Origin of the sequence: Comamonas sp. B-9 (genome assembly GCF_000410635.1) — a bacterium.
Lineage (GTDB): Bacteria > Pseudomonadota > Gammaproteobacteria > Burkholderiales > Burkholderiaceae_C > Comamonas.
This window is the reverse complement of the sequence record NZ_KE148569.1, coordinates 10,223-36,360: the sequence shown is the minus strand read 5'-3', so window position 1 is coordinate 36,360 and position 26,138 is coordinate 10,223. Positions and strand designations below refer to the sequence as shown.

The following is a 26,138-nucleotide window of genomic DNA, read 5'->3' as shown; positions in this document are numbered from 1 at the left end:
CGGGCTGGGGGAGGAGGGGCGCGTCAGCGTGGCGGTGGAGCAAGGCCGCGTGCGCGTGGCCAGCCGCCAGAGCGCGCAGGAGCTGGCAGGTGCCGGCGCGGCGGTGGAGCTGGTCGCAGGCCAGTCCGTCAGCACCGATGCCAGTGGTCTGCCCGGGCCGGTGCAGCACGAGGCCGCACCTGCGGCCAACTGGCGCGAAGGCCGGGTCAGCTTTAACGGCAGCACGCCGGCCCAGGCGGTGGCCGAGTTTGAACGCTATGGCGATACCGGTCTGGTCATCCGTGATCCAGCCGTCGGCGCGCTCAAGGTGCATGGCAGTTTTGAGCTGCGGCAGCTGGCCGCCTTTGCCCGGGCCTTGCCCCGGGTGCTGCCGGTGCGCTTGGTGCCCAAGGAAGGCAAGACGGAAATTACCGCCGTACGCGGCGGTTGAGGCCATGGTGGAAGCAGCGGAGGGCGGCGCAAATGCAGGGCATGCAAGGGTGGATGGGACGGGGACAAAAAATTTTCAAAAATTTGTTCTATGCGACCTCAACACCTTGGCGAGTCATGCGTCAGCACAGCTAGGAACCTAACTTTCTACTGTGGAGATCGCATTCATGCCGCAACCGCGCTTTCAACTCGCGCCCCTCGCTCTGGCCACCGTGCTCGCCCTGCCGTTGCTGGCGCTCAGCGCCTTGCCCGCCCATGCCCAGGCCAGCGCCGCCATGCCCATCTCCGTGCCAGCGCAGCCGCTGGGCACGGCCTTGAACGAACTGGCGCGCCAGGCCCGCTTGCAGCTGATGGTGCATCCTGACCTGGTCGCCGGCAAGCAGGCCCCCGCTGTGGCGGGCAACCTGACGGCTCGGCAGGCGCTGGACCGGGTGCTGCAGGGCAGCGGCTTGGTCGCGGAGGTACGGGGTGCCGAGGTGATCGTCAAAAAAGCGCCGACCGCCGATCCCCGGGATGCGGCTACCTTGTCAACGGTGACCGTCACTGCCCAGTCCGATGCGAGTGGCGTGACCGAGGGCACGGGCGCCTACACTACCCACCAGGTCCGCACGGCCACCAAGATGGACCTGTCCATCCGCGAGACGCCGCAGTCGGTCAGCGTGGTGACGCAGCAGCAGATGCGTGATGCCAATATGCAGTCGCTGGACGATGTGACCGACGCGCTGCCCGGGGTGACCTACAGCAAGCTGGGCACCGAGCGCTCGTACTTCTATTCGCGCGGCTTCCAGATCACCGACCTGCAGATCGACGGCCTGTCCACCAGTATGGCCGAGAGTTTTTCAGCCGATGCCATGTCGCTCAACAACATGGCGATCTATGACCGGGTCGAGGTGGTGCGTGGCGCCAATGGCTTGCTGCAAGGCTCGGGCAATCCGTCGGCCGTCATCAATCTGGTGCGCAAGCGGCCTACGCGCGAGTTCCAGATGAGCGCCGAGCTGGGCGCGGGCTCCTGGGCGGACTACCGCGCGCAGCTCGATGTGTCCGGCCCGCTTAATGCCGCAGGCAGCTTGCGCGGCCGTGCCGTGGTGTTCGACAACCAGGCCAACAGCTTCAAGCAGGGGGCCGAAGCCGACAATCGCATGCTCTACGCCATCGTAGAGGCCGACCTGGGCAGCGCAACCACAGCCAGCCTGGGCTTTAGCGCCCAGCGCGACAACCACCAGGGCTATGACTGGGGCGGCTTCAACACACGGGCAGATGGCACCTTTTACGATCTGGACCGCTCGGCCTCGCTGTCCGGCGCGGGCGCGCACCTCAACCGCGACAACTACAGCGTCTTTGGCGACATCAAGCACCGCCTGGGCAATGGCTGGAGTCTGACGGCCGCCTTCAATGCCGTGCGCTCCGACGCCAGCTTTGTCGCCAACTACCCGGCGCGCGTCTCGGACACCGGCCAGACCCTGTCCTGGGTGGATGCGGAGTACCAGGACAAGCAAGTCGCCTTTGACCTGCATGCCACCGGCCCCTACACACTGTTTGGCCGTGAGCACCAACTGATGCTGAGCCTGAGCCGCCGCCGGGACAATTTTGACTATGACATCTTTGCGGCCCAGGGCTCGCAGACGATTGATATCAGCAGCTTTGACTTCTCGTCGATCCGGGTGCCGGGTTTCAGCAGCACACCCACCACCTATGCGCTGGAGCGCAACGAGAAGGGCGCAGCCGTGGCCACCCGCCTGCGCGCGACGGATGCGCTGAGCTTTATCATCGGCAGCCGCCTCAGCTGGTCGGACTATGCATCGCGCAGCCCCTACACCAACGCGTCCTTCGACTCGGGCCGGCAGGTGATTCCTTATGCGGGCGCGGTTTATGACCTGAGCGCTGCGCATGCGCTCTACGCCAGCTACACCGACATCTACTCGATCCAGCAGTACTACAGCCCCAACGGCCTGCTGGCGCCGGTCAAGGGCAAGAACTACGAAGTGGGGATGAAGAGCCAGTTCTTCGATGGCCGCCTGCAGACGGCCGTGGCCCTGTTCCAGACCGACCAGCTCAACCTGCCAGTCGCCCTCAACATGGCCTCGACGTGCGGGCTGACCGGTGCCACCCGTTGCTACACCGAGGGCGCCAAGGTGCGCAACCGGGGTGTTGATCTAGAGGTATCGGGCTCGCCCACCCCCGGCTGGAACCTGGCCGCCGGCTTTACCTACAGCGACCCCAAATACGTAGCCGGCCCCAATGACGGCCTGCCCTACAACACCACCTTGCCACGCAGGATCTTCAAGGTCTCGACCGACTACCGCCTGCCGGGCGGGAAGTGGCGCCTGGGCGGCAATGTGCAGGCGCAAAGCGCCATGTCGTACAGCGGCAGCGGCTATCGCATCCAGCAAGGCGGCTATGCGCTGCTCAACCTGCATGCGGCCTACCAGTTCAACAACCATCTGCGCCTGCAGCTGAATGTGCGCAACGCGCTGGACAAGCACTACTACCAGTCGATCCCTACCAACAACAACTACGGCGGCGTGTTTGTGGGCACGCCGCGCAGTTTTGCGATGACCTTGCGCTATGACTATTGAGCGACTGCCAGAGACTGCGATCCAAGCGGCTGAGGCAGACCCCGGCACCAGCACCCGGAGGCACCGTTGCCCACACCGCTGATCGAACTGCGCGGCATCCGCAAACGCTATGGCGGTAGCAGTGGCCGGCCTGAGGTGGAGGTGCTGCATGGCATTGACCTGTGCATCCAGGCGGGCGAGTTTGTCGCCATCGTCGGCCAATCGGGCTCGGGCAAATCCACGCTGATGCACCTGCTCGGCTGCCTGGACCGGGCGAGTGCTGGGAGCTACCACTTCAATGGCCAGGATGTGGCGGCGCTGGATGCCGATGCGCTGGCCTGGCTGCGGCGCGAGGCCTTTGGCTTTGTGTTCCAGGGCTACCACCTGATAGCGACGGATTCGGCGCAGGAGAATGTGGAGATGCCCGCCATCTATGCCGGCAGTGCAAGGCCTGCACGCGCATCGCGTGCCCAGGCCTTGCTCAGCCGGCTGGGGCTGGCAGACAAACGGCATCTGCGGCCGAATCAATTGTCCGGCGGGCAGCAGCAGCGCGTATCGATTGCGCGGGCCTTGATGAATGGCGGCCGCATCATCCTGGCCGACGAACCCACCGGCGCACTCGACAGCCAAAGCGGCGCCGAGGTGATGGCCCTGCTGCATGAGCTGGCCGACGCCGGCCACACCATCGTCTTGATCACCCATGACCGCCAGGTAGCGGCGCAGGCCCGCCGCGTGATCGAGATCCGGGACGGCTGCATTGTCAGCGACAGCGAGCCGAACCCTTGCACAGCGCCAACGCAGGCTGCCTTGCCACCGCCAGACATGGACGAGGCAATGCAGAAGTCAGGCAGCCAACCCCTTGCCGACCTGCGCGAGGCACTTCGCTCGGCCTGGCGCTTGATGCGCATCCACCGCGCACGCACGGCCTTGACCCTGCTGGGCATCGTCATCGGTGTGGCCTCGGTCATCGTGATGCTGGCCGTCGGCATGGGCGCCCGCCAGGAGGTGGTGGCACGCATGGGCGCGATGGGTGCGACGGTGATGTACATCAACAACCGCAAACCGCCGCAAGGCGGGCCGACGGGCGTTACCACCTTGGCGGACCTGGAGGCGGTAGAACAGCTTCCCGAGGTGGCGCATGCCATGCCGGTAGCGCGCGACCCGGCCACCGTGCGCTACGGCAATGTGGCCTGGCAGGGCGACACCATCGCTGCCACCAGCGCCTGGCCAGCCATCCACAACTGGCCCGTGGCGCAAGGGCGCTTTTTTACCGATGCCGAGGATGCGGAGCTGGCCCCCGTCGTGGTGATTGGCAAGAAGGTGCATGAGCGCTTTTTTGAAGGCCGCAAAGCGCTGGGCGAGCTGCTGCTGATTGGCACCACGCCTTTCCAGGTGGTGGGGGTCATGTCAGAAAAAGGCGCAGGCGATGGCGGCCAGAGCCAGGATGACCTGGTGGTCGTTCCTTACCGCTCGGGCATCCTGCGCATCTTCCCCAATGGCAAAAGTTTTGACCCGCACTACACGGTGATCCAGGCCCGCGATTCACAAAGCGTGCTGCCCGCGCAAGCGGCGATCGAAAACCTGCTGCGCCTGCGCCACGGCCGCGAAGACTTCTACGTGGCCAACGCCGCCGCCCGCCTGCAGGCTGCAGCCCAGGCCAAGGATTCCATGACCACCATGCTCAGCCTGATCGCCGCCGTCTCGCTGCTGGTCGGCGGTATCGGCGTGATGAATGTGATGCTGATGGCCGTGAAAGAGCGCACCCGCGAGATCGGCATCCGCATGGCCACAGGCGCACGCCAGTGGGATATTCAGCGCCAGTTCATGACCGAGGCGGTGCTGGTGACCATGGTGGGCGGGACCGTGGGCGTGTTTCTTGGGGTGTTGATTGGCGCGGTGCTGGTCTTTTTGGGGGGCGCTGTGGTGCTGTCGGTCAGCGCGATGTTGCTGGCTTTTGGCTGCGCGGTGGTGACCGGCTTGGTGTTTGGCTGGATGCCGGCGCGGCAGGCGGCGCGGTTGGAGCCGGTGGTGGCCTTGGGTGGTTAGGGAGGGGAAGAGGGCGGTCTTCTAACGGCAGCTAGCGCTGTCACTGACCGTGGCGGCTTCCCGACCCAGCCGGGCCGTTACCGCTTCAGTGAGGACGGCAGAGGGGATCGGGCAGGGAGAAGAAGGAAGGGAAGGGAAGGGAAGGGAAGGGAAGGGAAGGGAAGGGGTTCAATAATGCGCCATACCCAAGTACTTCCATTCCTGCCGTGCTACAGTTACGCCGCTGCGCCAGTCAAGCGCAGCCGGGATTGGCGTCCTGTCACATTGCTGCGACGCAAGCCGCAGTCTCCTCCGCAGAGTACCTGCGGCTTGTTTGTTCGTGCCCCTTTTATGGCGGCTCGGGCAGGGAGCCGCGAGGCTCGCCGGTTTGCGCAAGCGGTGTCCGGTACGCCAACCTGCTCGAGCTGCCGCCCTGATTGGCGTCCGGGTGGTGGTTTTTGCAAATCACACTGCTTGGAGTCCACCATGGCTCAGTCATCCCCTGCGCACATCTCTGCGCCCAATTCCTGCCTGGGCGAAAGCGCCTTTATCCAACTCCATCCCGACGCGCACAACGCGCTGAACATGGCCGTACAGGCACTACTGCCTGCACTGCGTAAACTGTTCCGGAGTCAGGAGGCGTCATCATGAACAGCAAGCCCCAAGCTGCCCGTGCGGCAGCCAAAGCCGCTGCATCCATAGATACCAGCTCGGATGCCTCCGGCCTGGATAGCGCTTACGCCGATGTCATCCGGGCCATCGCGGGCCATGGTGACCAGCCTTTGGACATTCACGATATTTGCAGGCACCGCAGGGCTGGCGGCTTTACGGAAGACCTGGCGCTGACGGAGTGCGAAGCCCAAGCGATCAACATGCGCTTGTATGGCTTGAGTGCTATATCGGCTCTGCTGATGGGGGCAGATGATGACGGGTCGTACAAGCTGAGCAAGTGGCTGCAAGGCGGTCTGCACAGTGCTTTGTATGCGCTGACGGAGGATGCCCAGGCGGTGCTGCATCGGGCGAATGAGAAGGCTGCCGAGGGGCAGAAAGGAAGCGCAGGATAAGCTGGCCGTCGTTCCTTACCGCTACGGCATCTTGCGCATCTCCCCCATGGCAATAGTTTTGACACGCTGGGTGGGACCGTGGGCGTGGTCATCGGGGTGATGATTGGCGCGGTGGTGACAGGGTTGGTGTTTGGGTAGACGCAGGCTCGGCAGGCGGCTCGGTTGGAGCCAGGGCGATTCAAACTGCAGGTCGGCATTGATGCACAAACGCTGCAGGTACAGCCGATCTGCGTCACTTCCAACAATTTCAGCGACGCTGCCGTTTTGCCTGAGTTGTGCTCGCACAGGTTCCAGTCCAAAAGCCGCTGCTGACCGTCACGGATGATCGGGGCTATGAAACCCAGCCGGTGCATGCGACCGTGATGCAGCGCAATGCCACGCCCTTGCGCACCGTAATGGGCCATCGCCGCATGTTTTTGTAGGCCAGCGCCTGTGCATTGGTTCGGAAATTTACCCCTAAGGCCGTGCAATACTACGCCATCTTAGGGTTGAAACCCCAAGCCCTCGTTCGTAATACATGACCCAAGAAACCAATAACCTCGCCGCCGACCTGTGGGCGCTGGCCGATCTGCTGCGCGGCGACTTCAAGCAAAGCCAATACGGTCGCGTCATCCTGCCCTTTGCGCTGCTGCGCCGTCTGGAATGTGTGCTGGAGGGCAGCAAGCCCGCCGTGCTTGCTGAAGCCGCCAAGGTCGAAAAAATGGCGATTGCCGAAGAGGCCAGAGAAAAGCTAATCCTGCGCGCCACCGGCGGCCTGAGCTTCTTCAACACCTCGCCCATGGACTTGAGCACCTTGGGCGAGTCGGGCATCAAGGCCAATCTGGAGCGCTACATCCAGTGCTTCTCCAAAGATGCTCGCGAGATTTTTGACCACTTCAAGTTCGCTGAATTCATTGGTTTGCTGGGCGATGCCAACCTGCTCTACAAGGTCGTGCAAAAAGTCCGCACCATGGACCTGCACCCCAAGGTCGTTTCCAACCACGACATGGGTCTGGTGTTTGAAGAGCTGATCCGCAAGTTTGCCGAAAGCTCCAACGAGACTGCGGGCGAGCACTTCACCCCGCGCGACATCGTGCGCCTCACCACCTCGCTGGTGTTCATGGAAGACGATGAAGCCCTCACCAAGCCCGGCATCATCCGCACCATTTACGACCCCACAGCGGGCACGGGCGGCTTTCTTTCGGCAGGCATGGAGTATGTGCACGAGCTGAACCCACAGGCCGTGATGCGGGCCTTTGGCCAGGAGCTGAACCCCGAGAGCTACGCCATCTGCAAGGCTGACATGCTTATCAAGGGGCAGGATGTGAGCAACATCAAGCTCGGCAACACGCTCTCCAACGACCACCTCTACGCCAGCAAGTTCGACTACATGCTCTCCAACCCGCCCTTTGGCGTGGATTGGAAAAAGATCGAGGGGGACATTACCGACGAACACACCCTCAAAGGCTTTGATGGCCGCTTTGGCGCTGGCCTGCCGCGGGTGTCCGATGGGTCGCTGCTGTTTTTGCTGCATCTCATCAGCAAGCTGCGCGATGTGAAGGATGGTGGCTCGCGCATCGGCATCATCCTCAACGGCTCGCCGCTGTTTACTGGCGGCGCAGGCTCAGGTGAATCGGAAATACGGCGTCATATTCTGGAAAGCGACCTGCTCGAAGCCATCGTTGCCCTGCCGACCGACATGTTCTACAACACCGGCATTGCCACCTATGTGTGGGTGCTGTCGAACAAAAAGCCCGCCGAGCGCAAAGGTAAGGTGCAGCTCATCAATGGCACCGACCTCTGTGGCAAGATGCGCAAATCGCTGGGCAGCAAGCGCAATGTGATGGACGAGGCCGACATTGCCACCATCACCCGTTGCTTTGGCAACTTTGAGGAGGTGGAAGCGCAGGCGCTCAACAAACCGGCGGGAGCCAAAAGCAACCGGGGTCGCCCAGCCGCCAACCCCAAGCCCGAAGCCGTCAAAACCTTTGCCAGCAAAATTTTTGCCAAACACGAGTTTGGCTACCGCCGCATCACCATCGAGCGCCCCCTGCGCCTGTCGTGGAAGTTCAGCGATGAACGCATTGCCAGCCTGCGCTTTGAGTCTGGCGCGCTGAATGCAGCCATGCAGTGGGTCTACGCCGAGTACGGCCAACCCTACTGGCAAGACGCTGCCGATTGCGACCTCTACGGCCAGCTAGACGACTACGCCGAAGAAATACGCGCCCACCTCAAGCGCGACTTTGCCAGCCTCAAGGAAAAGCAGATCAAAGACCTGCTCAACGCCACCAGCTGGCTGGATCAAAAGGCCGTGCTGCTCAAAGCCCGCGCCCTGCAAAGCGCAATCGGCAGCGCTCCGCACGACGACTTCAATGCCTATGACGAAGCCATCAAGGGCGCCAGCAAAAACGCAGGCATTACGCTGGACGCGAAAGAGAAAAAGCTGATCGCCGATGCTGTGAGCTGGAAGAACCCCGCCGCCGAAAAAGTGGTCAAGAAGGTTCACAAAGGAAAGAGCAACCCTCTTTATGGTCTGTTCGCCGTGAACCAGGAAGTCATCGAATATCAGGCCGATGGCGAGCTGCGCGACTTTGAAAATGTGGCGCTGGACCCCAGCTGCACGGTGAGCGCCAGCGTAGAGGCATACTTCATCGCCGAAGTGCAGCCCCATGTGCCGGATGCGTGGATTGACGCCAGCAAGCGCGATGCCAAAGATGGCGAGATCGGCATCGTTGGCTTTGAGATTCCGTTCAACCGCCACTTCTACCAGTACCAGCCGCCACGGCCATTGGAGGAAATTGATGCCGATCTAGATGCGGTCAGTGCCGAAATCATGGCGCTGCTGCGCGAGGTGCATTCGTGAGTCGGTATAAAGCTTATCCGGCGTATCAGGATTCGGAGGTGGAGTGGCTGGGGGAGGTACCTTCTCACTGGGCGTGCATCCCCGTTGGGCGGCTGTATCGGCGCACAAAGAGAACCAATTTCCCTGAGAAGGAGCTTCTATCGGTCTACAGGGATTATGGTGTTGTTCCGACTTCGAGCAGAGACGATAACAACAACAAGCCCTCTGAGGATATGACTGCTTATCAGCTAGTTGAGCCAGATAATTTGGTCATGAACAAAATGAAGGCATGGCAGGGATCAATAGCGATTTCGGAATATGAGGGAATCGTCAGTCCTGCGTATTTTGTTTATGAACCGAATGCCGAGATGTTCGATCTGGCAATTCCAAAATACATTCACTATCTTTTGCGCCACCCAATCTATGTCGCCCAATACCTGCGGCAGTCGAAGGGCATTCGAGTGAATCAGTGGGATTTGGACCCCGATGAGTTCAAGAAAATTGAGCTACTGCTTCCGGCTAAGGAAGAGCAGAAAAAGATCATTAACTTCCTAGACCACGAAACGGCAAAGATTGATGCCTTGATCGAGAAGCAGCAGCGGCTGATTGAGTTGCTCAAGGAAAAGCGCCAAGCCGTCATCAGCCACGCCGTCACCAAAGGCCTCAACCCCAACGCCCGGATGAAAGACTCCGGCGTGGAATGGCTGGGCGAAGTGCCTGCGCATTGGGTAGTCTCAAAGGTTAAGCACTTTGCAACAATGCAAGGAGGATACGCCTTTAATAGTGAATTATTTAAAGAGGATGGTGTACAAATCTTGCGGATTGGAAATGTTTATTTGAATGAGCTTTCGCTTGAGCGACAACCAGTTTTTGTTGACGAATATTTTCTAAAAACTCATCGAAACTTTGTGGTTGGTCCTGGTGATTTATTAATGTCATTGACCGGAACATTGGGAAAAACTGATTATGGTTTTGCTGTCCGGGTCGACAAGGCTGGGCCATTTATGCTCAATCAACGAGTAGCAAAAATCACACCAAAAGAAAGTAAGATTTCGGTCAGCTATCTTCTTTATTCTGTAAGATCCGAGTCCTATTTGAAACAACTGCACTCTCTCCCGTCTGGAACTAAGCAAGCAAACCTCTCCAATGAGGATGTATTGAACATCTCAATTGCAGTCCCTTCGAGTATCGAAGAACAAAATATTATTTCAATCTATATTGCTGAACAATTGTCGAAATATAATTCGATTATTGCGAATAGTTTGTCTGCAATAGAGCTACTTCAAGAAAGGCGCACCGCCCTAATCTCCGCCGCCGTCACCGGCAAGATCGACGTGCGCGATTGGCAAGCCGCCGCCTGACTGCCTTCACCCACCCAGCTAAAACTCAACTCGACCATGAGCGACCAAGCCACCGAACGCATCTTTCAAGACGACATCATTCGCCAGCTGGTGGCGAATGGCTGGTTGCTTGGCTCGCCTGACAAGTACCACCGCGAACTGGCCTTGTACCCCGAGGATGCGCTGGGTTTTGTGCAGGAGACGCAAGACGCGCAGTGGCAAAGGTTTTGCGCCAACCACCCCAAGGATGCGGAGCAGAAGTTTTTGCAGCTTGTGGCTACGCAACTGGGCAAGGCCGACCCCAATGCCACGCACAAAGATAGCCGCACCTTTGGCACGCTGGGGGTTTTGCGTCACGAGCTGCGCGACCGCAATGCGCGCCTGTCGCTGTGCCAGTTCAAGCCCGAGCACGACCTGAACCCAGACACCTTGGCCCGCTATGCCAAAAACCGCCTGCGTGTGGTGCCAGAGCTGGTGTACAGCCCGTGGTGTACCGATGCCTGTTTCGCGGAGACAGGTGTCAAGGCCAAGGCGTGGCGCATTGACCTGGTGCTGTTTTTGAATGGTGTGCCAGTGGCCACGCTGGAGCTGAAGAGTGAGTTCAAGCAGGCGGTGGACCGGGCAGTGCGGCAGTACAAAACCACGCGCCTGCCGGTGGACCCGGTGGCTAAGAAGCCGGAGCCACTGCTGACCTTCAAGCGCGGGGCGCTGGTGCATTTTGCGGTGAGCCAGTACGAGGTGCACATGGCCACCAAGCTGGAGGGGGAGAGCACGTACTTTTTGCCCTTTAACAAAGGCGCGGCAGACGGCGGTGCGGGCAATGATGTGCCGCAGAACATTAACCGCTACGCCACCGATTACCTTTGGAACGAGGTGCTGCTGCCAGACAACCTGCTCAACATCCTGGCCCGCTTTGTGCACCTGCAGATTGAGGACAAGGAAGACTGGGAAGGCCGCAAATACAAGAAGGAAAGCCTGATCTTCCCGCGCTACCACCAATGGGACGTGGTGGGCAAGCTGCTGGCGGCGGCGCACAGCGAGGGGCCGGGGCAGAAGTACCTGATTCAGCACAGCGCGGGCTCGGGCAAGTCCAACTCCATTGCCTGGGTGGCGCACCAGCTCTCGGCCATGTACAAGCATGACGGCAAAAAGCAGTTTGACTCGGTGATTGTGGTGACGGACCGCACGGTGCTCGATGCGCAGTTGCAAGACACGATCTACCAGTTTGAGCACACTGATGGCGTGGTGGGGCGCATCAACAACAAAGAGGGCGATGGTTCCAAGTCTGAAAAGCTGGCCGCAGCCCTGGAGTCGGCCCAGCCGATCATCATCGTCACCATCCAGACCTTTCCCTTTGTGTTGAAGGCGATTGAAAACAGCGTGAGCCTGAAGGAGCGCTGCTACGCCATCATTGCCGACGAAGCGCATTCGTCGCAAAGCGGCTCCACGGCGCGGCAGCTCAAAGAGGTGCTGATGAAGGAAGCCGGTGAAGCGGGGGATGAGACTGCGGAACTGGATAGCGACGACATCATTGCCGCCACGGTGGCGTCGCGCCGCGCATCGGGCAACCTGAGCTACTTTGCTTTTACCGCCACGCCCAAGGCCAAGACGCTTGAGCTGTTTGGCCGCGTGCCGCGCCCGGACGAAGTACCTTCCGCCACCAACAAGCCAGCGGCGTTCCACGTGTACAGCATGCGGCAGGCGATTGAGGAGGGCTTCATCCTCGACGTGTTGAAGAACTACACCAACTACAAGGTGGCTTACAAGCTGGCCTTGAAGGTGCAGGACGCCGATGCAGAGGTGGAAAGCAAGCGCGCCAAGGTGAAGCTGAACCAATGGGTGCGCCTGCATGACCACAACATTGCCCAGAAGGTGATGGTGATCGTGGAGCACTTCAAAGACAACGTGATGGGGTTGCTGGGCGGGCAGGCCAAGGCCATGGTAGTGACCAGCTCGCGCAAGGAGGCGGTGCGCTACAAGCAGTGTTTCGATAAGTACATATCGGAGAAGGGCTACCAGAAGATTCACGCCATGGTGGCGTTTTCGGGTGAGGTGGAGTTCACCGACAAAGACCCGGCTGCGGCGGGCCAGATCGGCGAGAAGTTCACCGAGACGAATATGAACCCGAACCTCAAGGGCCGCGACATGCGCAAGGCTTTCGATTCGGACGACTACCAGGTGATGATCGTCGCCAACAAGTTCCAGACTGGGTTTGACCAGCCCAAGCTGTGCGCCATGTATGTGGACAAGAAGCTGGTCGGGGTGGAGTGTGTGCAGACGCTGTCGCGCCTGAACCGCACCTACCCGAACAAGGCCGAGACGGGCACCTATGTGTTGGACTTCTTCAATGAGTCGGATGAGATTCTGGAGGCGTTTCAGCCTTACTACCAGACGGCGGAGCTGCTGGATGTGTCGGACCCGAACCTGATCTTTGCGCTGCAGGACAAGCTGCGGGCAGGGGGCATTTTTACGTGGCAAGAAGTGGAGCAGTTCTGCACGGCGTTTTATTTGAAGAACAAGAGCAACGCGGCCATTGCCAACATTTGCAAGCCTGCGGTGCAGCGCTGGCAGCTGCGCTACAAGTCGGCGGTAGAGGCTTTCAAGACTGCCAAGGACATGTTTGAACGCACCCAGAAGACGGGCGATGCCGTGCTGATTGCCAACGCCGAGAAAAGCCTGAAGGAATGCCAGAAGGAAAAGGACGCGCTGGAAATCTTCAAGAAAGACCTGGGCACCTTTGTGCGGTTTTACGAGTTCATGTCGCAGATCGTGGATTACGACGATACCGACCTGGAAAAGCTGAGCCTGTACGCGCGCAGCCTGCGGCCCATGCTGCGCGAAACCTTGCTGGAAGAAGACGGCATCGACCTTGGCAACGTGGTGCTCAGCCACTACCGCGTGGCCAAGATCCGCCAGCAGGATCTGGTGCTGAAAGAAAACAGCGCTGAGTACAAGCTGGTACCCGGTGAAGGCTTGGGCACGGCCAAGCCAAAAGACAAGACGGAAGAGCTTCTGTCGCAAATCATCTACCGCCTCAATGAGGTGTTTGTGACCGACAAGCTCACCGACAAGGACATGGTGAACTACGCCTACACGATACGCGACAAGGTGGGTGAGAACATCAAGGTGATGAAGCAGATCGAGAACAACTCGCCCGAACAGGCCATGCTGGGCGACTTCTCCAAGGCGATAGACGATGCCATCATGGACAGCAGTGATGCCCATCAGAACCAGATGATGCAGTTGCTGGCCGATCCGAGCAAGGCAGCCAACTTTGCGCGAATAGTGTTTGATCTACTGGTGCAGGGTAATCCCCCCAATATCCACCGTTACGAGAAGTAGATCGGTTACGCGGGAAGTCTAATCGCTGATTGGGGGTAGTGCGCAAGGCTATGTGGGGGCGGTCATGATATGTTTTCACCTTGCCTGAAGCAGAGTCCTGGCGCCCGGCCGCATGAATCGCAACCAGTCGGCTTAAGCTCATGCCTGAGGAATGAGCTTCTTCGAGCGAGGTTTGCGCATCGTTTCAGACCCTGACGCAGCTGGCTGTCGCTACATCCATGTAGGTATGCTCACCAGCAGTAGGAGTAGCCTTCGCAAAACTGCCTACAGATCGCCTACAGTCTGAGAAAAAGAAAAAGCCCGCTATCTAAAAGATAGCGGGCTTTTTACTGACTTGGTGCCGGAGAGATGAATCGAACACCCGACCTTCTCATTACGAATGAGCTGCTCTACCGACTGAGCTACACCGGCGTTAGAGAGAAATTATAGCGTGAAATTTTGGCTCTCAGACCAAATTGCGGAATTTATGCTTCCGTGTGGTAGCGGGTGATGCGCTCGACCTCGTTCTTCGAGCCCAGCACCACGCTGACGCGCTCGTGCAGCTTGGTCGGCTTGATGTCGAGGATGCGTTCGCGGCCGTTGGTGGCGGCGCCGCCGGCTTGCTCCACCAGCCAGCTCATGGGGTTGGCTTCGTACATCAGGCGCAGCTTGCCGGGCTTGTTGGGTTCGCGCTTGTCCCAGGGGTACATGAAGACGCCGCCTCGGGTGAGGATGCGGTGCACGTCGGCCACCATCGAGGCGATCCAGCGCATGTTGAAGTCCTTGTTGCGGGGGCCTTCGACGCCAGCCAGGCATTCATCCACATAGCGCTTGACGGGGGCATCCCAGTGGCGCATGTTGCTCATGTTGATGGCGAATTCCTTGGTGTCCTCGGGGATGCGCACGTTTTCTTGGGTCAGCACAAAGCTGCCTTGCTCGCGGTCCAGGGTGAACATGGCGACGCCATCACCAAAGGTCAGCACCAGGGTGGTTTGTGGGCCGTAGACGCAGTAGCCGGCGGCCACTTGCTGGGCGCCTGCCTGCAGAAAGTCGTCCTCGGTCACGCCAGGGTGGCCTTCGGGCTTTTTGAGCACGCTGAAGATGGTGCCGATGGACACGTTCACATCGATGTTGGACGAGCCGTCGAGCGGGTCGAACATCAGCAGGTATTCACCCTGCGGGTAGCGGTTGGGCACCAGGTAGATGCTGTCCATCTCTTCGGAGGCCATCGCAGCCAGGTGGCCACCCCATTCATTGGCTTCGATCAGCACTTCGTTGGCGATGATGTCCAGCTTTTTCTGCACTTCGCCTTGCACGTTCTCGCTACCGGCGGTGCCCAGCACATCGCCCAGCGCGCCTTTGTTGACGCTGTGGCTGATGCGCTTGCAGGCGCGGGCCACCACTTCGATCAGCAGGCGCAGCTGGGCGGGGATGAGGCCGTCTACGCGTTGCTGCTCGACAAGATAGCGGCTGAGGGTGATGTTTTTCTTCATGGGTGGAACTCCTTCAAACTGGGTCAATCTGGGTGGGCTCAGCGCTTGGGCTGGCGTGCTGGCTGTGGGGCTGGCGATTGGGCCGGCTGTTGCGGCGGGGGCGCTGCTTCGCGGCCGTTCAGCTCGTCGCGTAGCTGCTCGGCGCGGGCCAGTTGGTCGCTGTGCCCTTGGGCGCGGGCATATTGCGCATAGGTGCTGAGCCACTGCCGCGCCTGCTGCGGCTGGTTCTGCTCATGGGCCAGCACCATCAGCTGGAAATAGCTGTCGTACACAGTGTCATGGTCGCCCGCGCTGATGGCGATCTGCAGGCGCTCTTGCAGGTAGTTGCGGGCGGCGTCCATCTGGCCGAGCATGTAGCTGTTCTGCGCCAGGTTGGCCAGCAGGCCGCGCAGGCGCGGCGTCTCGCCCAGCGCTAGCAGGCGCTCGCGCGCCACGGGCAGCAGCTGCTGGTTGGCCTGCAGCGCCTGGCGGTACTGGCCTTGCTCGTGCAGCACATAGCCCAGGTCTTCGTACACGCCCAGTATCTGCAGCTGGGTGGGGTAGTCGGCCGCCTGCGGGATGGGGGTGCTGTTGTCCCAGCGCATCTGCAGGGGTAGTCTGACAATTTCTTGCAGCGGGTAGCGGGTGATGAGCGTCTGCGCCTGTTTGAGTGCCGCCTCATAGCGCCCACCTTCGGCCAGCCAGCGGATGCTGGCAATGCTCAGCTCCAGATGCTGGTAGGCCCATTGCGGATCGCTGGGCTTGGGCATGGCCACCAAGGCCTTTTGTGCCACCTGGCCCGCCTCGGCAGGCATGGCGCAGCGGCTAAAGATGGTGGCCTGCGTGTAGTAGAGGCGGAAAAAATCCAGCGCCGGCGCCTTGGTGCGCTTGAGGATCGGCTCAAGCGCCTGCAAATCGGCGCTCATCGCGCTGCCGCTGAAACGGCCGCCTTCGCTAAACACGGCGGCATAAAGCGGCGCAAAGCGCTTTTCAAAATTGTTGCTGGGCGTGACCGCCAGGCCTTCGGGCGCGGTGGTGGCCACCGCCCCGGCGTTGCGGCCGGTTTGGGCGCTGGCCAGTAGGGGCATGGCGGCAGCCAGGCTGGCCAGGGCAGCAATGCCCTGGGCCAGCAGCTGTTGGCGCATGCCTTGGCGCATCAGTCCGCCATCGCGCGCGTGATCACTTCGCGCACATCATTGCTGAGCTTGGGCTTGGCGGCGACTTTGGCAATCGCGTCGCCGGCTGCGCTGCGGTAGGGCTCAGGCAGCTTCTTCCAGCGGTCCAGCGCGCGGGCCAGGCGGGCAGCGACTTGCGGGTTGAAGGCATCGAGCGCCACCACCTGCTCAGCCCAGAAGGCGTAGCCAGCGCCATCGGCGCGGTGGAAGCCACCGGGGTTGCCGTTGCAGTAGCTGAAGATCACGCTGCGGGCGCGGTTGGGGTTCTTGATGTTGAAGTCGGGCTGCTTCATCAGCGCGCGCACGGCGGGCAGGGCGCTGCCGTTCAGGTCCGGTGCGCTGGCTTGCAGCGCAAACCACTTGTCCAGCACCAGCTCGTCGTTCTTGAACATCTGGTGGAAGCTCTGGATGGCAGACTCAGCCAGCGGGCTGCCGCTCACTACCAGCGCGCTCAAGGCGTTGTAGCGGTCGGTCATATTGCCCGCGTCCTTGTAGCGCTGCAGGGTCTTGCCAGGCCAGACCTTGTCGCCCGATTCACGGGCGGCCACGCAGAGCATCAGCAGCGCATGGCCGGCCAGTGCGCGCTTGCCGGCGCTCACCGCATCGGGCACATAGGCGCCGGTGTGGCTGCATTCGTCGTAAGCCCAAGCCCAGTCGGTGGCCAGCTCGGTGGCCAGTTGCTGGCGCATGGCTTCGCGCACGGCGTGCACGGTTTGCGGGTCGACCTGGTCGAGCTGTTCGCTGATATAGCCTTCGGACGGCAGGGTCAGCGCCAGATCCTTGAAGGCGGCGTCGAGCTGCGGATCGCGCAGCACTTCGCGCATGGCTTGCACGAAGGAGGCGGGCAGCAGATTGGCTTGCGGCGCAGCGGTATCGGCACCAGCGGCGCTGCGTGCGGCAATGGCTTGCAGCGCAAAGCGCAGGCCCAGGCGTTGGCCGGCTTCCCAGCGGTTGAAGGCGTCTTCATCGTGGGCCAGCAGGTGCAAGAGCGCGTCGTCGCTCTCTTCGATCTGCAGTACCACGGGCGCGCTGAAGTTGCGCAGCAGCGATGGGGCAGGGGCTTGCTCAACACCGTCGAAGACGATGGTGTGCGATTCCTCGGTCAGCACCACGGTGTGGTTGGTGGCGCTGTGGGCGATGCTGCTGAGTGCCTGGCTGGGGCGGATGTTCAGCGGCAGGCTGCTGCCATCGGCTGCCAACAGGCCCAAGGTGATGGGGATTACGAACGGCTCCTTGCCAGGCTGGCCTGGGGTGGGCGGGCAGGACTGGGTCAGGGTCAGGGTGTAGGTCTGCGCTTCTGCGTCGTACACACCTTGCGCGGCTACGCGGGGCGTGCCCGACTGGCTGTACCAGCGCTTGAACTGCGGCAGGTGCTGGGCCAGCGGCGAGCCGGGGTTGGCATCGGCAATGGCCTGGGCAAAGTCGTCGCAGGTCACGGCCTGGCCATCATGGCGCTCAAAGTAGAGCTTCATGCCCTTGGCAAAGCCGTCGCGGCCCACCAGGGTGGACTGCATGCGCACCACTTCCGAGCCTTTTTCGTAAATGGTGACGGTGTAGAAGTTGTTGATTTCGAGGTAGCTGTCCGGGCGCACAGGGTGGGCCATGGGGCCGGCGTCTTCGGGGAACTGCACGGTGCGCAGCACGCGCACATCATCGATGCGCTTGACGGCGCGGGCCGAGGCGCTGCCGGCCATGTCCATGCTGAATTCCTGGTCGCGGAAGACGGTCAGGCCCTCCTTGAGCGAGAGCTGGAACCAGTCGCGGCAGGTGACGCGGTCACCCGTCCAGTTGTGGAAGTACTCGTGGCCCACCACCGACTCGATATTGGCGTAGTCGGCATCGGTCGCGGTGGCCTGGCTGGCCAGCACGTACTTGGTGTTGAAGATGTTCAGGCCCTTGTTCTCCATCGCGCCCATGTTGAAGTCGCTGGTGGCGACGATCATGAAGCGGTCGAGGTCCAGGCTCAGGCCAAAGCGGGCTTCGTCCCAGGCGATCGAGGCCATCAGCGAGTTCATCGCATGCTCGGTCTTCTCCAGGTCGCCGGGGCGCACAAAGACCTGCAGCAGGTGCTCGTTGCCGGCGCGGCTCTTGATCTTCTGCTCGCGGGCGACGAGGTTGCCTGCCACCAGCGCAAAAAGGTAGCAGGGTTTTTTGTGCGGATCAACCCACTTGGCAAAGTGGCGGCCTTCGTTGCCAGGCCCTTGCAAGTCGCCTTGCTCGACCAGGTTGCCGTTGGACAGCAGCACCGGGAACTGGGCCTTGTTGGCGCGCAGGGTCACGGTGTACATGGCCATCACATCGGGACGGTCCAGGAAATAGGTGATGCGGCGAAAGCCTTCGGCCTCGCACTGCGTGAAGAACGAACCATTGCTGGTGTACAAGCCCATCAGCTTGGTGTTCTTCTCGGGCATGCAGGTGGTGAAGATCTCCAGGTCGACGGGGTCGCTGCCTTCGGGCAGGTTCTCCAGCACCAAGTCCGAGCCGTCCATCTTGAACGAGGACGCTGCGCCATTGACCATCACGCGGGCCAGGTTCAGCTCGTCGCCATTGAGGTGCAGCGGCTGGGCTGGCACATCGGGGTTGCGGCGCACGCGCATCTTGTTGAGCACGCGCGTCTTGGCCGGGTCCAGGTCAAAAGTCAGGTCGACCGTATCAATCCACCATGCCGGGGCCTGGTAGTCGGCGCGGTACACGGTGTGTGCTTGTCCTTCACGCATCATGGAGCTTCTCCAAAAATTGGTTGTTGAGCAGGGTCGAGAAATCGGGCGCCCATGCCAGAACATGGGGGCCGCTGAGTTGCTGGGCATCGTGCGTGGTGCCAATGCCCACCGCACGCATGCCGGCGCGCCGCGCCGCTTCAATGCCGTGCGGCGCATCTTCAAACACGATGCAGGCGGCCGGGTCTATCGCCAGGCGCTCGGCCGCCTTCAGAAAAATATCGGGGTGGGGCTTGCCGGGCAGGCCCTCGTCGCCACGCGCAATCGCCTGGGCCGGGGGCTGCATCTGCAGGTTGTCCAGCACAAAGCGTACATTGTCCTGGTCGCCCGCAGTGCCAATGGCCACTTTGAGGCCCATGTCTCGCGCCTGGGCATGAAAGCGGTCAAAGCCATCGACCGCGCAGAAATGGGCGGCAAACAGCTCGCGGTAAATGCCTTCTTTTTCTGCGGTGATGCGCTCGCTCTCTTCGGCGCTCACCGTGCGGCCCATCAGCGCGCAGGCGCATTCAAAGGCATTCTTGCCGGTGGTCTGCGCCATGAAGGCGGGCACATCCAGATCCATGGCGTGGCGGCGTGCGTATTCCACCCAGGCCTGGGTGTGCCAGGGCATGGAGTCAACCATGGTGCCGTCCATGTCAAAAATCAGCGCTTCGATCGCAGGCATTGGGCTTGTCTTCAGGTCCGTATCGGCTGGGAGGCCCAGCCAATCGATAGAGGGGCTGAGGCACGCCGCATGCACCGCTGCAAGGCTGCGCTGCATGGGGAGTGCCACAGGTTTTTTAAACGCCTTGCTTGAGCGAGGCTTCGATGAACACGTCCAGGTCGCCGTCCAGCACCTTTTGGGTGGCGGAGACTTCGACGTTGGTGCGCAGGTCCTTGATACGGCTGTTGTCCAGCACGTAGCTGCGGATCTGGTGGCCCCAGCCCACATCGGTCTTGGTGTCTTCGAGCTTTTGCTGCTCTTCCATGCGCTTGCGCATTTCAAAGTCATAGAGCTTGGAGCGCAGGCGCTGCCAGGCCACATCGCGGTTGCTGTGCTGGCTGCGGCCATCCTGGCACTGCACGACGATGCCGGTCGGGATGTGGGTCAGGCGCACGGCCGAGTCGGTCTTGTTGATGTGCTGGCCACCCGCGCCCGAGGCACGGTAGGTGTCGGTACGCACATCCGAGGGGTTGATGTTGATCTCGATGGAGTCATCAATCTCGGGGTAGACGAACAGCGACGAGAAGCTGGTGTGGCGGCCGCCCGACGAGTCAAACGGGCTCTTGCGCACCAGGCGGTGCACCCCGGTTTCGGTGCGCAGCAGGCCAAAGGCGTACTCACCCTCGATCTTGATCGTGGCGCTCTTGATGCCGGCGACGTCGCCCGGGGTTTCTTCTTCGACGGTGGCCTTGAAGCCCTTGCGCTCGGCGTACTTGAGGTACTGGCGCAGCAGCATGCTGGCCCAGTCGCAGGCTTCGGTGCCACCGGCGCCAGCCTGGATGTCGACAAAGCAGTTGAGCGGGTCGGCCTCGTTGCGGAACATGCGGCGGAACTCGAGCTCCTCGATCAGCGGGCGCAGCTTGGCAGCCTCGGCTTCGATGGTCTCCAGCCCGGCGTCATCGCCTTCTTCCTTGCTCATCTCGAAGAGCTCGGTGTTGTCCGCCAGCTCGCTGCTCAGCTTTTGCAAGGTCAGCACGACGGAGTCGAGGGCCTTCTTTTCCTTGCCCAGCTCCTGGGCCTTCTTGGGATCGTTCCAAACGCTGGGGTCTTCCAGCGAGGCGTTTACCGTGCGCAGTCGTTCGTACTTTGCATCGTAGTCAAAGATACCTCCGAAGCTCTTCTGTCCGGCTGGACAGGTCTTCGAGGGTGTTGCCGATTTGGTTGATGCGTTCTGCTTCCATGTCACTGTGTCCTATTATTTGCGGTCTAGCCCGTTATTGTCGCATGCTGGCAGCGCTTGGCCGGCCAGTGGTGCTTTAGGGCATATGCTTGATTTAATAATGTTTTTGCTCCCGCTGCGCAGCGTTTGCGGCGCTGGGCGAGGCGAGGCTCACTTCCAGGCAAACCGGGGCTGGTCAAAATGCGCGACGCGGGTGGGGTGCCCGAGCAGGCAAACCTCGCGAAACTGGTACAAAAATGCGGCCGTGGGCGCGGCCACCCAGCTCTTGCCCATGGGCATGCGCAGCACCGGGTGGGGGGAGGCATCGGTGTGCTCGAGCATCGGCGCATCGCTGCGCAGCAGCTCAGCCAGCGGGATGCGGTGCACGCTAGCCACTTCATCGGGGTTGGGCTGCAATTGGGCCGTGGCACCGGCCCAGACCACCACCGGGGTGATGACAAAGCCCGAACGCGTGGCGTAGTCATCGAGGCAACCGAGCACCTGGCTGGGCGCCAGCAGCAGGCCCGCCTCTTCATGCAACTCGCGCAAGGCCGCCTGCTGTGCGGTCTCGCCCGCCTCGATGCGGCCGCCGGGCAGTGCCCATTGGCCGGGGTGGTTGCGCAAGTGCAGGGCGCGGCGCGTCAGCAGCAGTGCGGCCTCGTTGCTCCACTGCGCGGGTGCGGGCATGCCTTCGAGCCCGGCGCCCGGGCCTTCGTCCAGCAGCACCAGCGCGACTGCGGCCTGGGACTGGCCGGCGCCGCCCATGCGCTGCACCTCAAAATACTGCAGGCTGTGGTGGATGCGCGATCGCAGGGCGTCGCTCAGGGGCGTGGCATGGGTCATAGGGCTGCTGCATTGTAGAAGCGGCCCGGCTGGCTACCGCGCGCCAGAGAGACAGCGGGCGGTGTTCGGGACTTTAAGGATTTAGCTGGAGCGGCTCTTGTGGCGCAGGCAGACCTGGAACATCAATCCAAAGGCTGCATCGGGGCCGAACTGGGCGGGCAGGGGCGCGCCCTGGGCCGGCAGCAGGCGGCCATGCATCACGCCGGTGTCGCAGGGGTGGGAGGTCACCACAATCTCGGGCCCGCAGCCACCGGGCAGCAACACCCGCAGGATCTGGCCCTGGTGGCAGTGCAGGGGGGCTTGGGGTTCAAAGATCAGCCGCACGGTGCCATGTGCATGCCCGCTGGCGTCGCACAGCATGCACTGGACGATGCCAGGGGGGCTGCCCTGGGACCAGCAGGGCACATGGCCGATGAAAGGATCCTTGGACGGCTGCGCGTATGGCGCCCCGCCGCTGGAGGCTCTGGCCTGCCTGCCATGGGGCGCGCACGGGGGGCAATGGGTCTCGGTGCAAGGCGTGGGCAGGCTTTTGCCGCCCTCGGGCCTGAAATCGCGCGGCTTGTCTGGCCGGGGTGAGGGGGGAGGGTGGCTGTGGGGGTTGGGCGGCTGGAACATCGTGGGCTGTCGCTATAACTGTATTGAACGGATTAATGAATTCGATAGTTTTTTATAAATAATAAAAGATGAAGCTTCGGCAGAACTTACGGGAGATTGGCGGCTGATGCGGATCAATAGAGCGATGAATAGCGCTTGACAGCGCCTCGATCTGCTGCGCTGTGCGGGCTGGGTGGCGGTGATGCCGGTGTCGATGGGCATCTCTGCCCGGCGCGCATGGCGGCCATGGCCAGCGAGGTGTCAAAAAATGCTTTTACACTTGGTTTTTTGACCGACACCGCTGAATTTTTCTTATGCAAGACATCCAACTTGGCCGCAGTGATTTGAAGGTATCGCCCATTTGCCTGGGCACGATGACGTTTGGCGAGCAAGTGAGCGAGGCGGATGCGCATGCGATGCTCAGCCATTCGCTGGAGCGTGGCGTGTACTTCTGGGACACGGCCGAGATGTACTCGGTGCCCGCCCGCGCCGAAACCTATGGCGCGACGGAGACCATTATCGGCAACTGGTTCAAGGCCAACCCGGGCCAGCGCGACAAGGTGGTGCTGGCCAGCAAGGTGGCGGGCCCATCGCGCGGCATGCCCTGGGTGCGCGAAGGCAAGGGCATGACGGCGGCCGACATCGTTGCATCGTGCGAGGCGAGCCTGCGCCGCCTGCAGACCGATGTGATCGACCTGTACCAGATCCACTGGCCAGAGCGCCATGTGCCCGCCTTTGGCAATCTGTACTACGACCCGAAAAACGAAACCAGCGAGACGACGATTGGCGAGCAGCTGCAGGCCTTGGCGGGCCTGGTCAAGGCCGGCAAGATCCGCCACATCGGCCTGTCCAACGAGACGCCTTATGGTGTACATGAGTTTGTGCGCCTGGCCGAGCAGCATGGCCTGCCGCGCGTGGCCAGCGTGCAAAACCCGTACTGCCTCATCAACCGCAGCTGGGAAAACGGCCTGGATGAAACCTGCGACCGGCTGGGCGTGTCGCTGCTGGGGTACTCGCCCCTCGCCTTTGGCCTGCTGACGGGCAAGTATGACGACAGCGGCATCACCGGCCCCCAGGCACCCCAGGGCGCGCGCATTGCCAGCTATGAATCGGTGCGCAAGCAGCGCTGGGGCCGCCCCGAAGCGCTGGATGCCGCCAAGCGCTACAACCAGTTGGCACGCGACCATGGCCTGACCCCGGCTGCATTGGCATTGGCCTTTTGCTACAACAAATGGCAGGTGGGCAGCACCATCATCGGTGTGCGCACCATGGAGCAGCTCGACGAAGACCTCAACGTCTGGGGCACGCAGCTGTCCGAGGCCTTGCTGCAGGAGATTGACGCACTGCGCTGGGCGCTGGGCGATCCGGCGCAATAAGTCTCCAACAGGTTCTGAGGTCCCTGAAGGGGCTGCTGAAAGGCGCTGACCTGCAGGCCCTGGTGCAAACCAGGGCCTTTGGCGTTGCCAAGGCCGCTATGCTTGGCGGCGCCCTGCGCTTATTTTTCGAGACAATAGGGGCAGATTTTGTGTGGCGCCTGCCGCCACCCCTCCAGCCATGAGCAAAAAAAACCATATCAGCGAAACGCCTGCCACCCAGTTTCTGAAGGCGCACAAGGTGGCGTTTACCGAGCATCCCTACGACTATGTGGAGCACGGCGGCACGTCCGAATCGGCCCGCCAGCTGGGGCTCGATGAGCATGTTGTCGTCAAGACCCTGGTGATGCAGAACCAGGATGCCAAGCCGCTCATCGTGCTGATGCATGGCGACTGCAAGGTGTCGACCAAGAGCCTGGCGCGCCAGATTGGCGCCAAGAGCGTGGAGCCCTGCACGCCCGAAGTGGCCAGCCGCCACAGCGGCTACCTGGGGGGGGGCACCTCACCGTTTGGCCTGCGCAAGGCCATGCCGGTCTATATCCAGGAGACGATTCTGGCGCTGCCGCGTATCGCCATCAACGGCGGGCGGCGTGGTTTTTTGGTGCAGATCGACCCCAAAGCATGCGTGGAGGTGCTGGGTGCCCAGCCGGTGCAATGCGCGCTGGCAGAATGATGCCTGTTTTTGACCTAGATACACCAGTGCGTGCCGGCCGCCCAGGCGCGCAGACAAGGGGAGCAATTTGAGTACCGTTTATTCCATCCTGGCCACCATCCTGGCCTACCTCATCGGTTCGCTGTCGTTTGCGGTGATCGTCAGCCGCACGATGGGCCTGAGTGACCCGCGCACCTATGGCAGCAAAAACCCGGGTGCGACCAATGTGCTGCGCTCGGGCAGCAAGGCAGCGGCCGTGGTGACCTTGCTGCTCGATGCCGCCAAGGGCTGGCTGCCGGTGGCGCTGGTGGTCTGGTTGGGCAAGCCCTATGGCCTCGAAGAGGGCACTGTCGCCCTGGTGGGGATTGCGGCATTTTTGGGCCATTTGTGGCCGGTATTCTTCAAGTTTGAAGGCGGCAAGGGCGTGGCCACTGCGCTGGGCGTGCTGCTGGGCTTTAGCGGTTGGCTGGGTTTGCTGACCTTGCTGGCCTGGGTGGCCGTGGCGGCCATCTGGCGTTATTCGTCACTGTCGTCGTTGGTGGCGGCGGTGCTGGCGCCCGTGTTCTATATCCTTATCGGTGGCGAGCTCTGGGATTTCCATGCCGAGATCTTTGTCGCGATTCTGGTCATGTCGGCCTTGCTGGTTTACCGCCACAAGCTCAATATCCAGCGCCTGGTGGAAGGCAAGGAATCCAAGCTGGGCCAGAAGAAAAGCAAGTGATGCAAGGCGCTGCCCACGGGCAGATGGCAGAAGGGCTGAATACCGGTAGCGGGTTCAGCCCTTTTGTTTTGCCCGCGTTCAGTGCGGATGCGGGCCGCTATTTGATCCGGTCCAAGGTCATCTGCGGGCCGGCGCGCTTCATCTCAAAGGCATTGAGAAAGCTGTTGCCCAGCAGCACATAAGGCATATTGGCCGAGGTGACCACGGCATCCACATTGCGCAGCTCCACATCGGAGATGCGCACGCTGCTCAGCTTCAGATGCCAGCCGTTGCTGACGCCATTGGCCGTGCCCATGCGCACTGCACGGCCCTGTTTGTAGTCAATGCCCAGCTTGAGCGCCTCGCTCATCCCCAGGCTCACCGTGGTGGCACCGGTATCGACCAGAAAACGCGTGGCCTTGCCGTTGATCATGCCGGCCGTCATGAAGTGGCCGCTGGCATCGGCCGCCAGCACAATGCGCCCGGTGTTGCTGACGGGCAGCGCCGCATCGGCCACGCTGACCGGCGACTCGCCCATGCGCAGGCTGTGCAGGGCGCCCGCGATGCTGACCTGGGCCTGCCCATCCTTGACGCTGACCACCTGCACCTGCTGGTAGCTGCTGCCCGCTGCCACGGCCTTGGGCGCCCGGCCGTCGATAACGAGCAAGGCCTTGTCGCCCAGAATGCCGGCCAGCGCCACCGAGCGGGGGCCTTCGGCAGCCTCCTGTGCATGGGCCGCCCAACTGGCGCTGCCGCACAGGGCCAGTGCCAATGCCCAGCGGTGCAGGCAGGTAGGGGCGGGGCAGGGCTTGGGGACTGAAAGCTTCATAGGTCGCGGGGCAGCATGGTGGTGCATACGGGCAGGGCGGTGCCGCGTCTAGCGCGGGTCACAGGCAGGTCGGCTGCTTTACATCCTAAAGCATGCGAGCGGCAGCAAAAGCGGGGATTTATTTTTTTGACGAAAAGTCTAGCCCGTTGTTTTTTTGAAAAGTAAGCAGCCGCTTAAGGTTAATATATTGCTATTGATAATCGTTATCATTAGCATCCCTGACTCAAATTTACAAGCCGTTTACCAAGCGGAATTATTGTTTCAGGAGTTTTCAATGATCCAAGCCCTTCGCAGCGAGACGCTCGCGCGTACAAGAGGCGAGCGCGCCGGCCTGTCGGTCGCCGCGCTGTTGATGATGGCCGCCGT

The 26,138-nt window shown here is 61.6% G+C and carries 17 protein-coding genes, 1 tRNA gene and 2 pseudogenes; 11 read left to right on the top strand and 9 right to left on the bottom strand.

The annotated features are described in order from the left end of the window. The 8 genes and pseudogenes from H928_RS32340 to H928_RS0112245 form a co-directional block, all read left to right on the top strand. Positions 1 to 430, top strand: a pseudogene (locus tag H928_RS32340) (iron dicitrate transport regulator FecR); the annotation flags it as partial. A gap of 166 nt (positions 431 to 596) precedes the next feature. After that, positions 597 to 3,005, top strand: a complete 2,409-nt coding sequence (locus H928_RS0112275) for a TonB-dependent receptor (protein WP_021026779.1) — start codon at positions 597 to 599, stop codon at positions 3,003 to 3,005. Positions 3,006 to 3,071: 66 nt separating this feature from the next. Further along, positions 3,072 to 5,030, top strand: a complete 1,959-nt coding sequence (locus H928_RS0112270; protein ID WP_021026778.1) for a MacB family efflux pump subunit — start codon at positions 3,072 to 3,074, stop codon at positions 5,028 to 5,030. Positions 5,031 to 5,656: 626 nt separating this feature from the next. Next, positions 5,657 to 6,073, top strand: a complete 417-nt coding sequence (locus tag H928_RS0112265; protein ID WP_021026777.1) for a hypothetical protein — start codon at positions 5,657 to 5,659, stop codon at positions 6,071 to 6,073. Positions 6,074 to 6,253: 180 nt separating this feature from the next. Further along, positions 6,254 to 6,459: pseudogene (locus H928_RS33290) on the top strand (IS5/IS1182 family transposase); the annotation flags it as partial. Positions 6,460 to 6,590: 131 nt separating this feature from the next. Then, entirely contained in the window at positions 6,591 to 8,915 is a 2,325-nt protein-coding gene (locus H928_RS0112255) for a class I SAM-dependent DNA methyltransferase (protein ID WP_021026775.1), read from the top strand. Further along, positions 8,912 to 10,255: a restriction endonuclease subunit S gene (locus tag H928_RS0112250; RefSeq protein WP_021026774.1), complete on the top strand. Its 1,344-nt coding sequence runs from the start codon at positions 8,912 to 8,914 to the stop codon at positions 10,253 to 10,255. The genes H928_RS0112255 and H928_RS0112250 overlap by 4 nt, the downstream gene beginning before the upstream one ends. A 36-nt stretch (positions 10,256 to 10,291) precedes the next feature. Continuing rightward, entirely contained in the window at positions 10,292 to 13,576 is a 3,285-nt protein-coding gene (locus H928_RS0112245; RefSeq protein WP_021026773.1) for a type I restriction endonuclease subunit R, read from the top strand. A gap of 335 nt (positions 13,577 to 13,911) precedes the next feature. Here the strand turns inward: H928_RS0112245 and H928_RS0112240 are convergent. The 8 genes from H928_RS0112240 to H928_RS0112205 form a co-directional block, all read right to left on the bottom strand. Beyond that, positions 13,912 to 13,987 (bottom strand) — tRNA-Thr (locus H928_RS0112240). Between the two features lie 53 nt (positions 13,988 to 14,040). Beyond that, a complete protein-coding gene (locus H928_RS0112235; protein WP_021026772.1) occupies positions 14,041 to 15,048 on the bottom strand; it encodes a class 1 fructose-bisphosphatase in 1,008 nt (335 codons plus the stop codon). Between the two features lie 38 nt (positions 15,049 to 15,086). Further along, complete coding sequence (locus H928_RS27455; RefSeq protein ID WP_021026771.1) at positions 15,087 to 16,184, bottom strand: tetratricopeptide repeat protein; 1,098 nt, start codon at positions 16,182 to 16,184, stop codon at positions 15,087 to 15,089. Continuing rightward, positions 16,184 to 18,919 carry an aminopeptidase N gene (gene pepN, locus H928_RS0112225; protein WP_043339845.1) on the bottom strand — a complete coding sequence of 912 codons (2,736 nt, stop codon included), beginning with the start codon at positions 18,917 to 18,919 and terminating at the stop codon, positions 16,184 to 16,186. Before pepN ends, H928_RS27455 begins: the two co-directional genes overlap by 1 nt. Then, positions 18,912 to 19,583 carry an HAD family phosphatase gene (locus tag H928_RS0112220; RefSeq protein WP_043339838.1) on the bottom strand — a complete coding sequence of 224 codons (672 nt, stop codon included), beginning with the start codon at positions 19,581 to 19,583 and terminating at the stop codon, positions 18,912 to 18,914. The genes pepN and H928_RS0112220 overlap by 8 nt, the downstream gene beginning before the upstream one ends. 115 nt (positions 19,584 to 19,698) lie before the next feature. Further along, positions 19,699 to 20,803, bottom strand: a protein-coding gene (gene prfB, locus H928_RS0112215; RefSeq protein ID WP_133857164.1) for a peptide chain release factor 2 whose coding sequence is annotated in 2 segments (ribosomal slippage) — positions 19,699 to 20,721 and positions 20,723 to 20,803 — 1,104 coding nt in all. Because the reading frame shifts where the segments join, the coding sequence is not laid out codon by codon here. A gap of 149 nt (positions 20,804 to 20,952) precedes the next feature. Further along, complete coding sequence (locus H928_RS0112210; RefSeq protein WP_021026767.1) at positions 20,953 to 21,624, bottom strand: CoA pyrophosphatase; 672 nt, start codon at positions 21,622 to 21,624, stop codon at positions 20,953 to 20,955. 81 nt (positions 21,625 to 21,705) lie between these two features. Next, positions 21,706 to 22,029, bottom strand: a complete 324-nt coding sequence (locus tag H928_RS0112205; RefSeq protein ID WP_148293141.1) for a hypothetical protein — start codon at positions 22,027 to 22,029, stop codon at positions 21,706 to 21,708. Positions 22,030 to 22,532: 503 nt separating this feature from the next. Here H928_RS0112205 and H928_RS0112200 point away from each other — a divergent pair. From H928_RS0112200 to plsY, 3 genes are all read left to right on the top strand, one after another. Then, on the top strand, positions 22,533 to 23,594 hold the full coding sequence (locus tag H928_RS0112200) for an aldo/keto reductase (protein WP_021026765.1): 1,062 nt from the start codon (positions 22,533 to 22,535) through the stop codon (positions 23,592 to 23,594). A 178-nt stretch (positions 23,595 to 23,772) separates the two neighbouring features. Further along, positions 23,773 to 24,264 carry an aminoacyl-tRNA deacylase gene (locus H928_RS0112195; RefSeq protein WP_021026764.1) on the top strand — a complete coding sequence of 164 codons (492 nt, stop codon included), beginning with the start codon at positions 23,773 to 23,775 and terminating at the stop codon, positions 24,262 to 24,264. A gap of 67 nt (positions 24,265 to 24,331) precedes the next feature. Beyond that, complete coding sequence (gene plsY, locus H928_RS0112190) at positions 24,332 to 24,964, top strand: glycerol-3-phosphate 1-O-acyltransferase PlsY (RefSeq protein WP_021026763.1); 633 nt, start codon at positions 24,332 to 24,334, stop codon at positions 24,962 to 24,964. Positions 24,965 to 25,061: 97 nt separating this feature from the next. Here plsY and H928_RS0112185 read toward each other — a convergent pair whose 3' ends face one another. Further along, the gene (locus tag H928_RS0112185) at positions 25,062 to 25,772 is read right to left on the bottom strand and encodes a TIGR02281 family clan AA aspartic protease (RefSeq protein WP_021026762.1); all 711 of its coding nucleotides are present in this window, start codon (positions 25,770 to 25,772) and stop codon (positions 25,062 to 25,064) included. Positions 25,773 to 26,138 lie beyond the last annotated feature (366 nt).

What these genes read in the sequence shown, in the direction of transcription:
- H928_RS0112275 (WP_021026779.1), top strand. Translation starts at nt 597, where the DNA reads ATGCCGCAACCGCGCTTTCAACTCGCGCCCCTCGCTCTGGCCACCGTG.
- H928_RS0112265 (WP_021026777.1), top strand. Translation starts at nt 5,657, where the DNA reads ATGAACAGCAAGCCCCAAGCTGCCCGTGCGGCAGCCAAAGCCGCTGCA.
- H928_RS0112255 (WP_021026775.1), top strand. Translation starts at nt 6,591, where the DNA reads ATGACCCAAGAAACCAATAACCTCGCCGCCGACCTGTGGGCGCTGGCC.
- H928_RS0112245 (WP_021026773.1), top strand. Translation starts at nt 10,292, where the DNA reads ATGAGCGACCAAGCCACCGAACGCATCTTTCAAGACGACATCATTCGC.
- H928_RS0112235 (WP_021026772.1), bottom strand. Translation starts at nt 15,048, where the DNA reads ATGAAGAAAAACATCACCCTCAGCCGCTATCTTGTCGAGCAGCAACGC.
- H928_RS27455 (WP_021026771.1), bottom strand. Translation starts at nt 16,184, where the DNA reads ATGCGCCAAGGCATGCGCCAACAGCTGCTGGCCCAGGGCATTGCTGCC.
- pepN (WP_043339845.1), bottom strand. Translation starts at nt 18,919, where the DNA reads ATGCGTGAAGGACAAGCACACACCGTGTACCGCGCCGACTACCAGGCC.
- H928_RS0112220 (WP_043339838.1), bottom strand. Translation starts at nt 19,583, where the DNA reads ATGCCTGCGATCGAAGCGCTGATTTTTGACATGGACGGCACCATGGTT.
- H928_RS0112210 (WP_021026767.1), bottom strand. Translation starts at nt 21,624, where the DNA reads ATGACCCATGCCACGCCCCTGAGCGACGCCCTGCGATCGCGCATCCAC.
- H928_RS0112200 (WP_021026765.1), top strand. Translation starts at nt 22,533, where the DNA reads ATGCAAGACATCCAACTTGGCCGCAGTGATTTGAAGGTATCGCCCATT.
- H928_RS0112195 (WP_021026764.1), top strand. Translation starts at nt 23,773, where the DNA reads ATGAGCAAAAAAAACCATATCAGCGAAACGCCTGCCACCCAGTTTCTG.
- H928_RS0112185 (WP_021026762.1), bottom strand. Translation starts at nt 25,772, where the DNA reads ATGAAGCTTTCAGTCCCCAAGCCCTGCCCCGCCCCTACCTGCCTGCAC.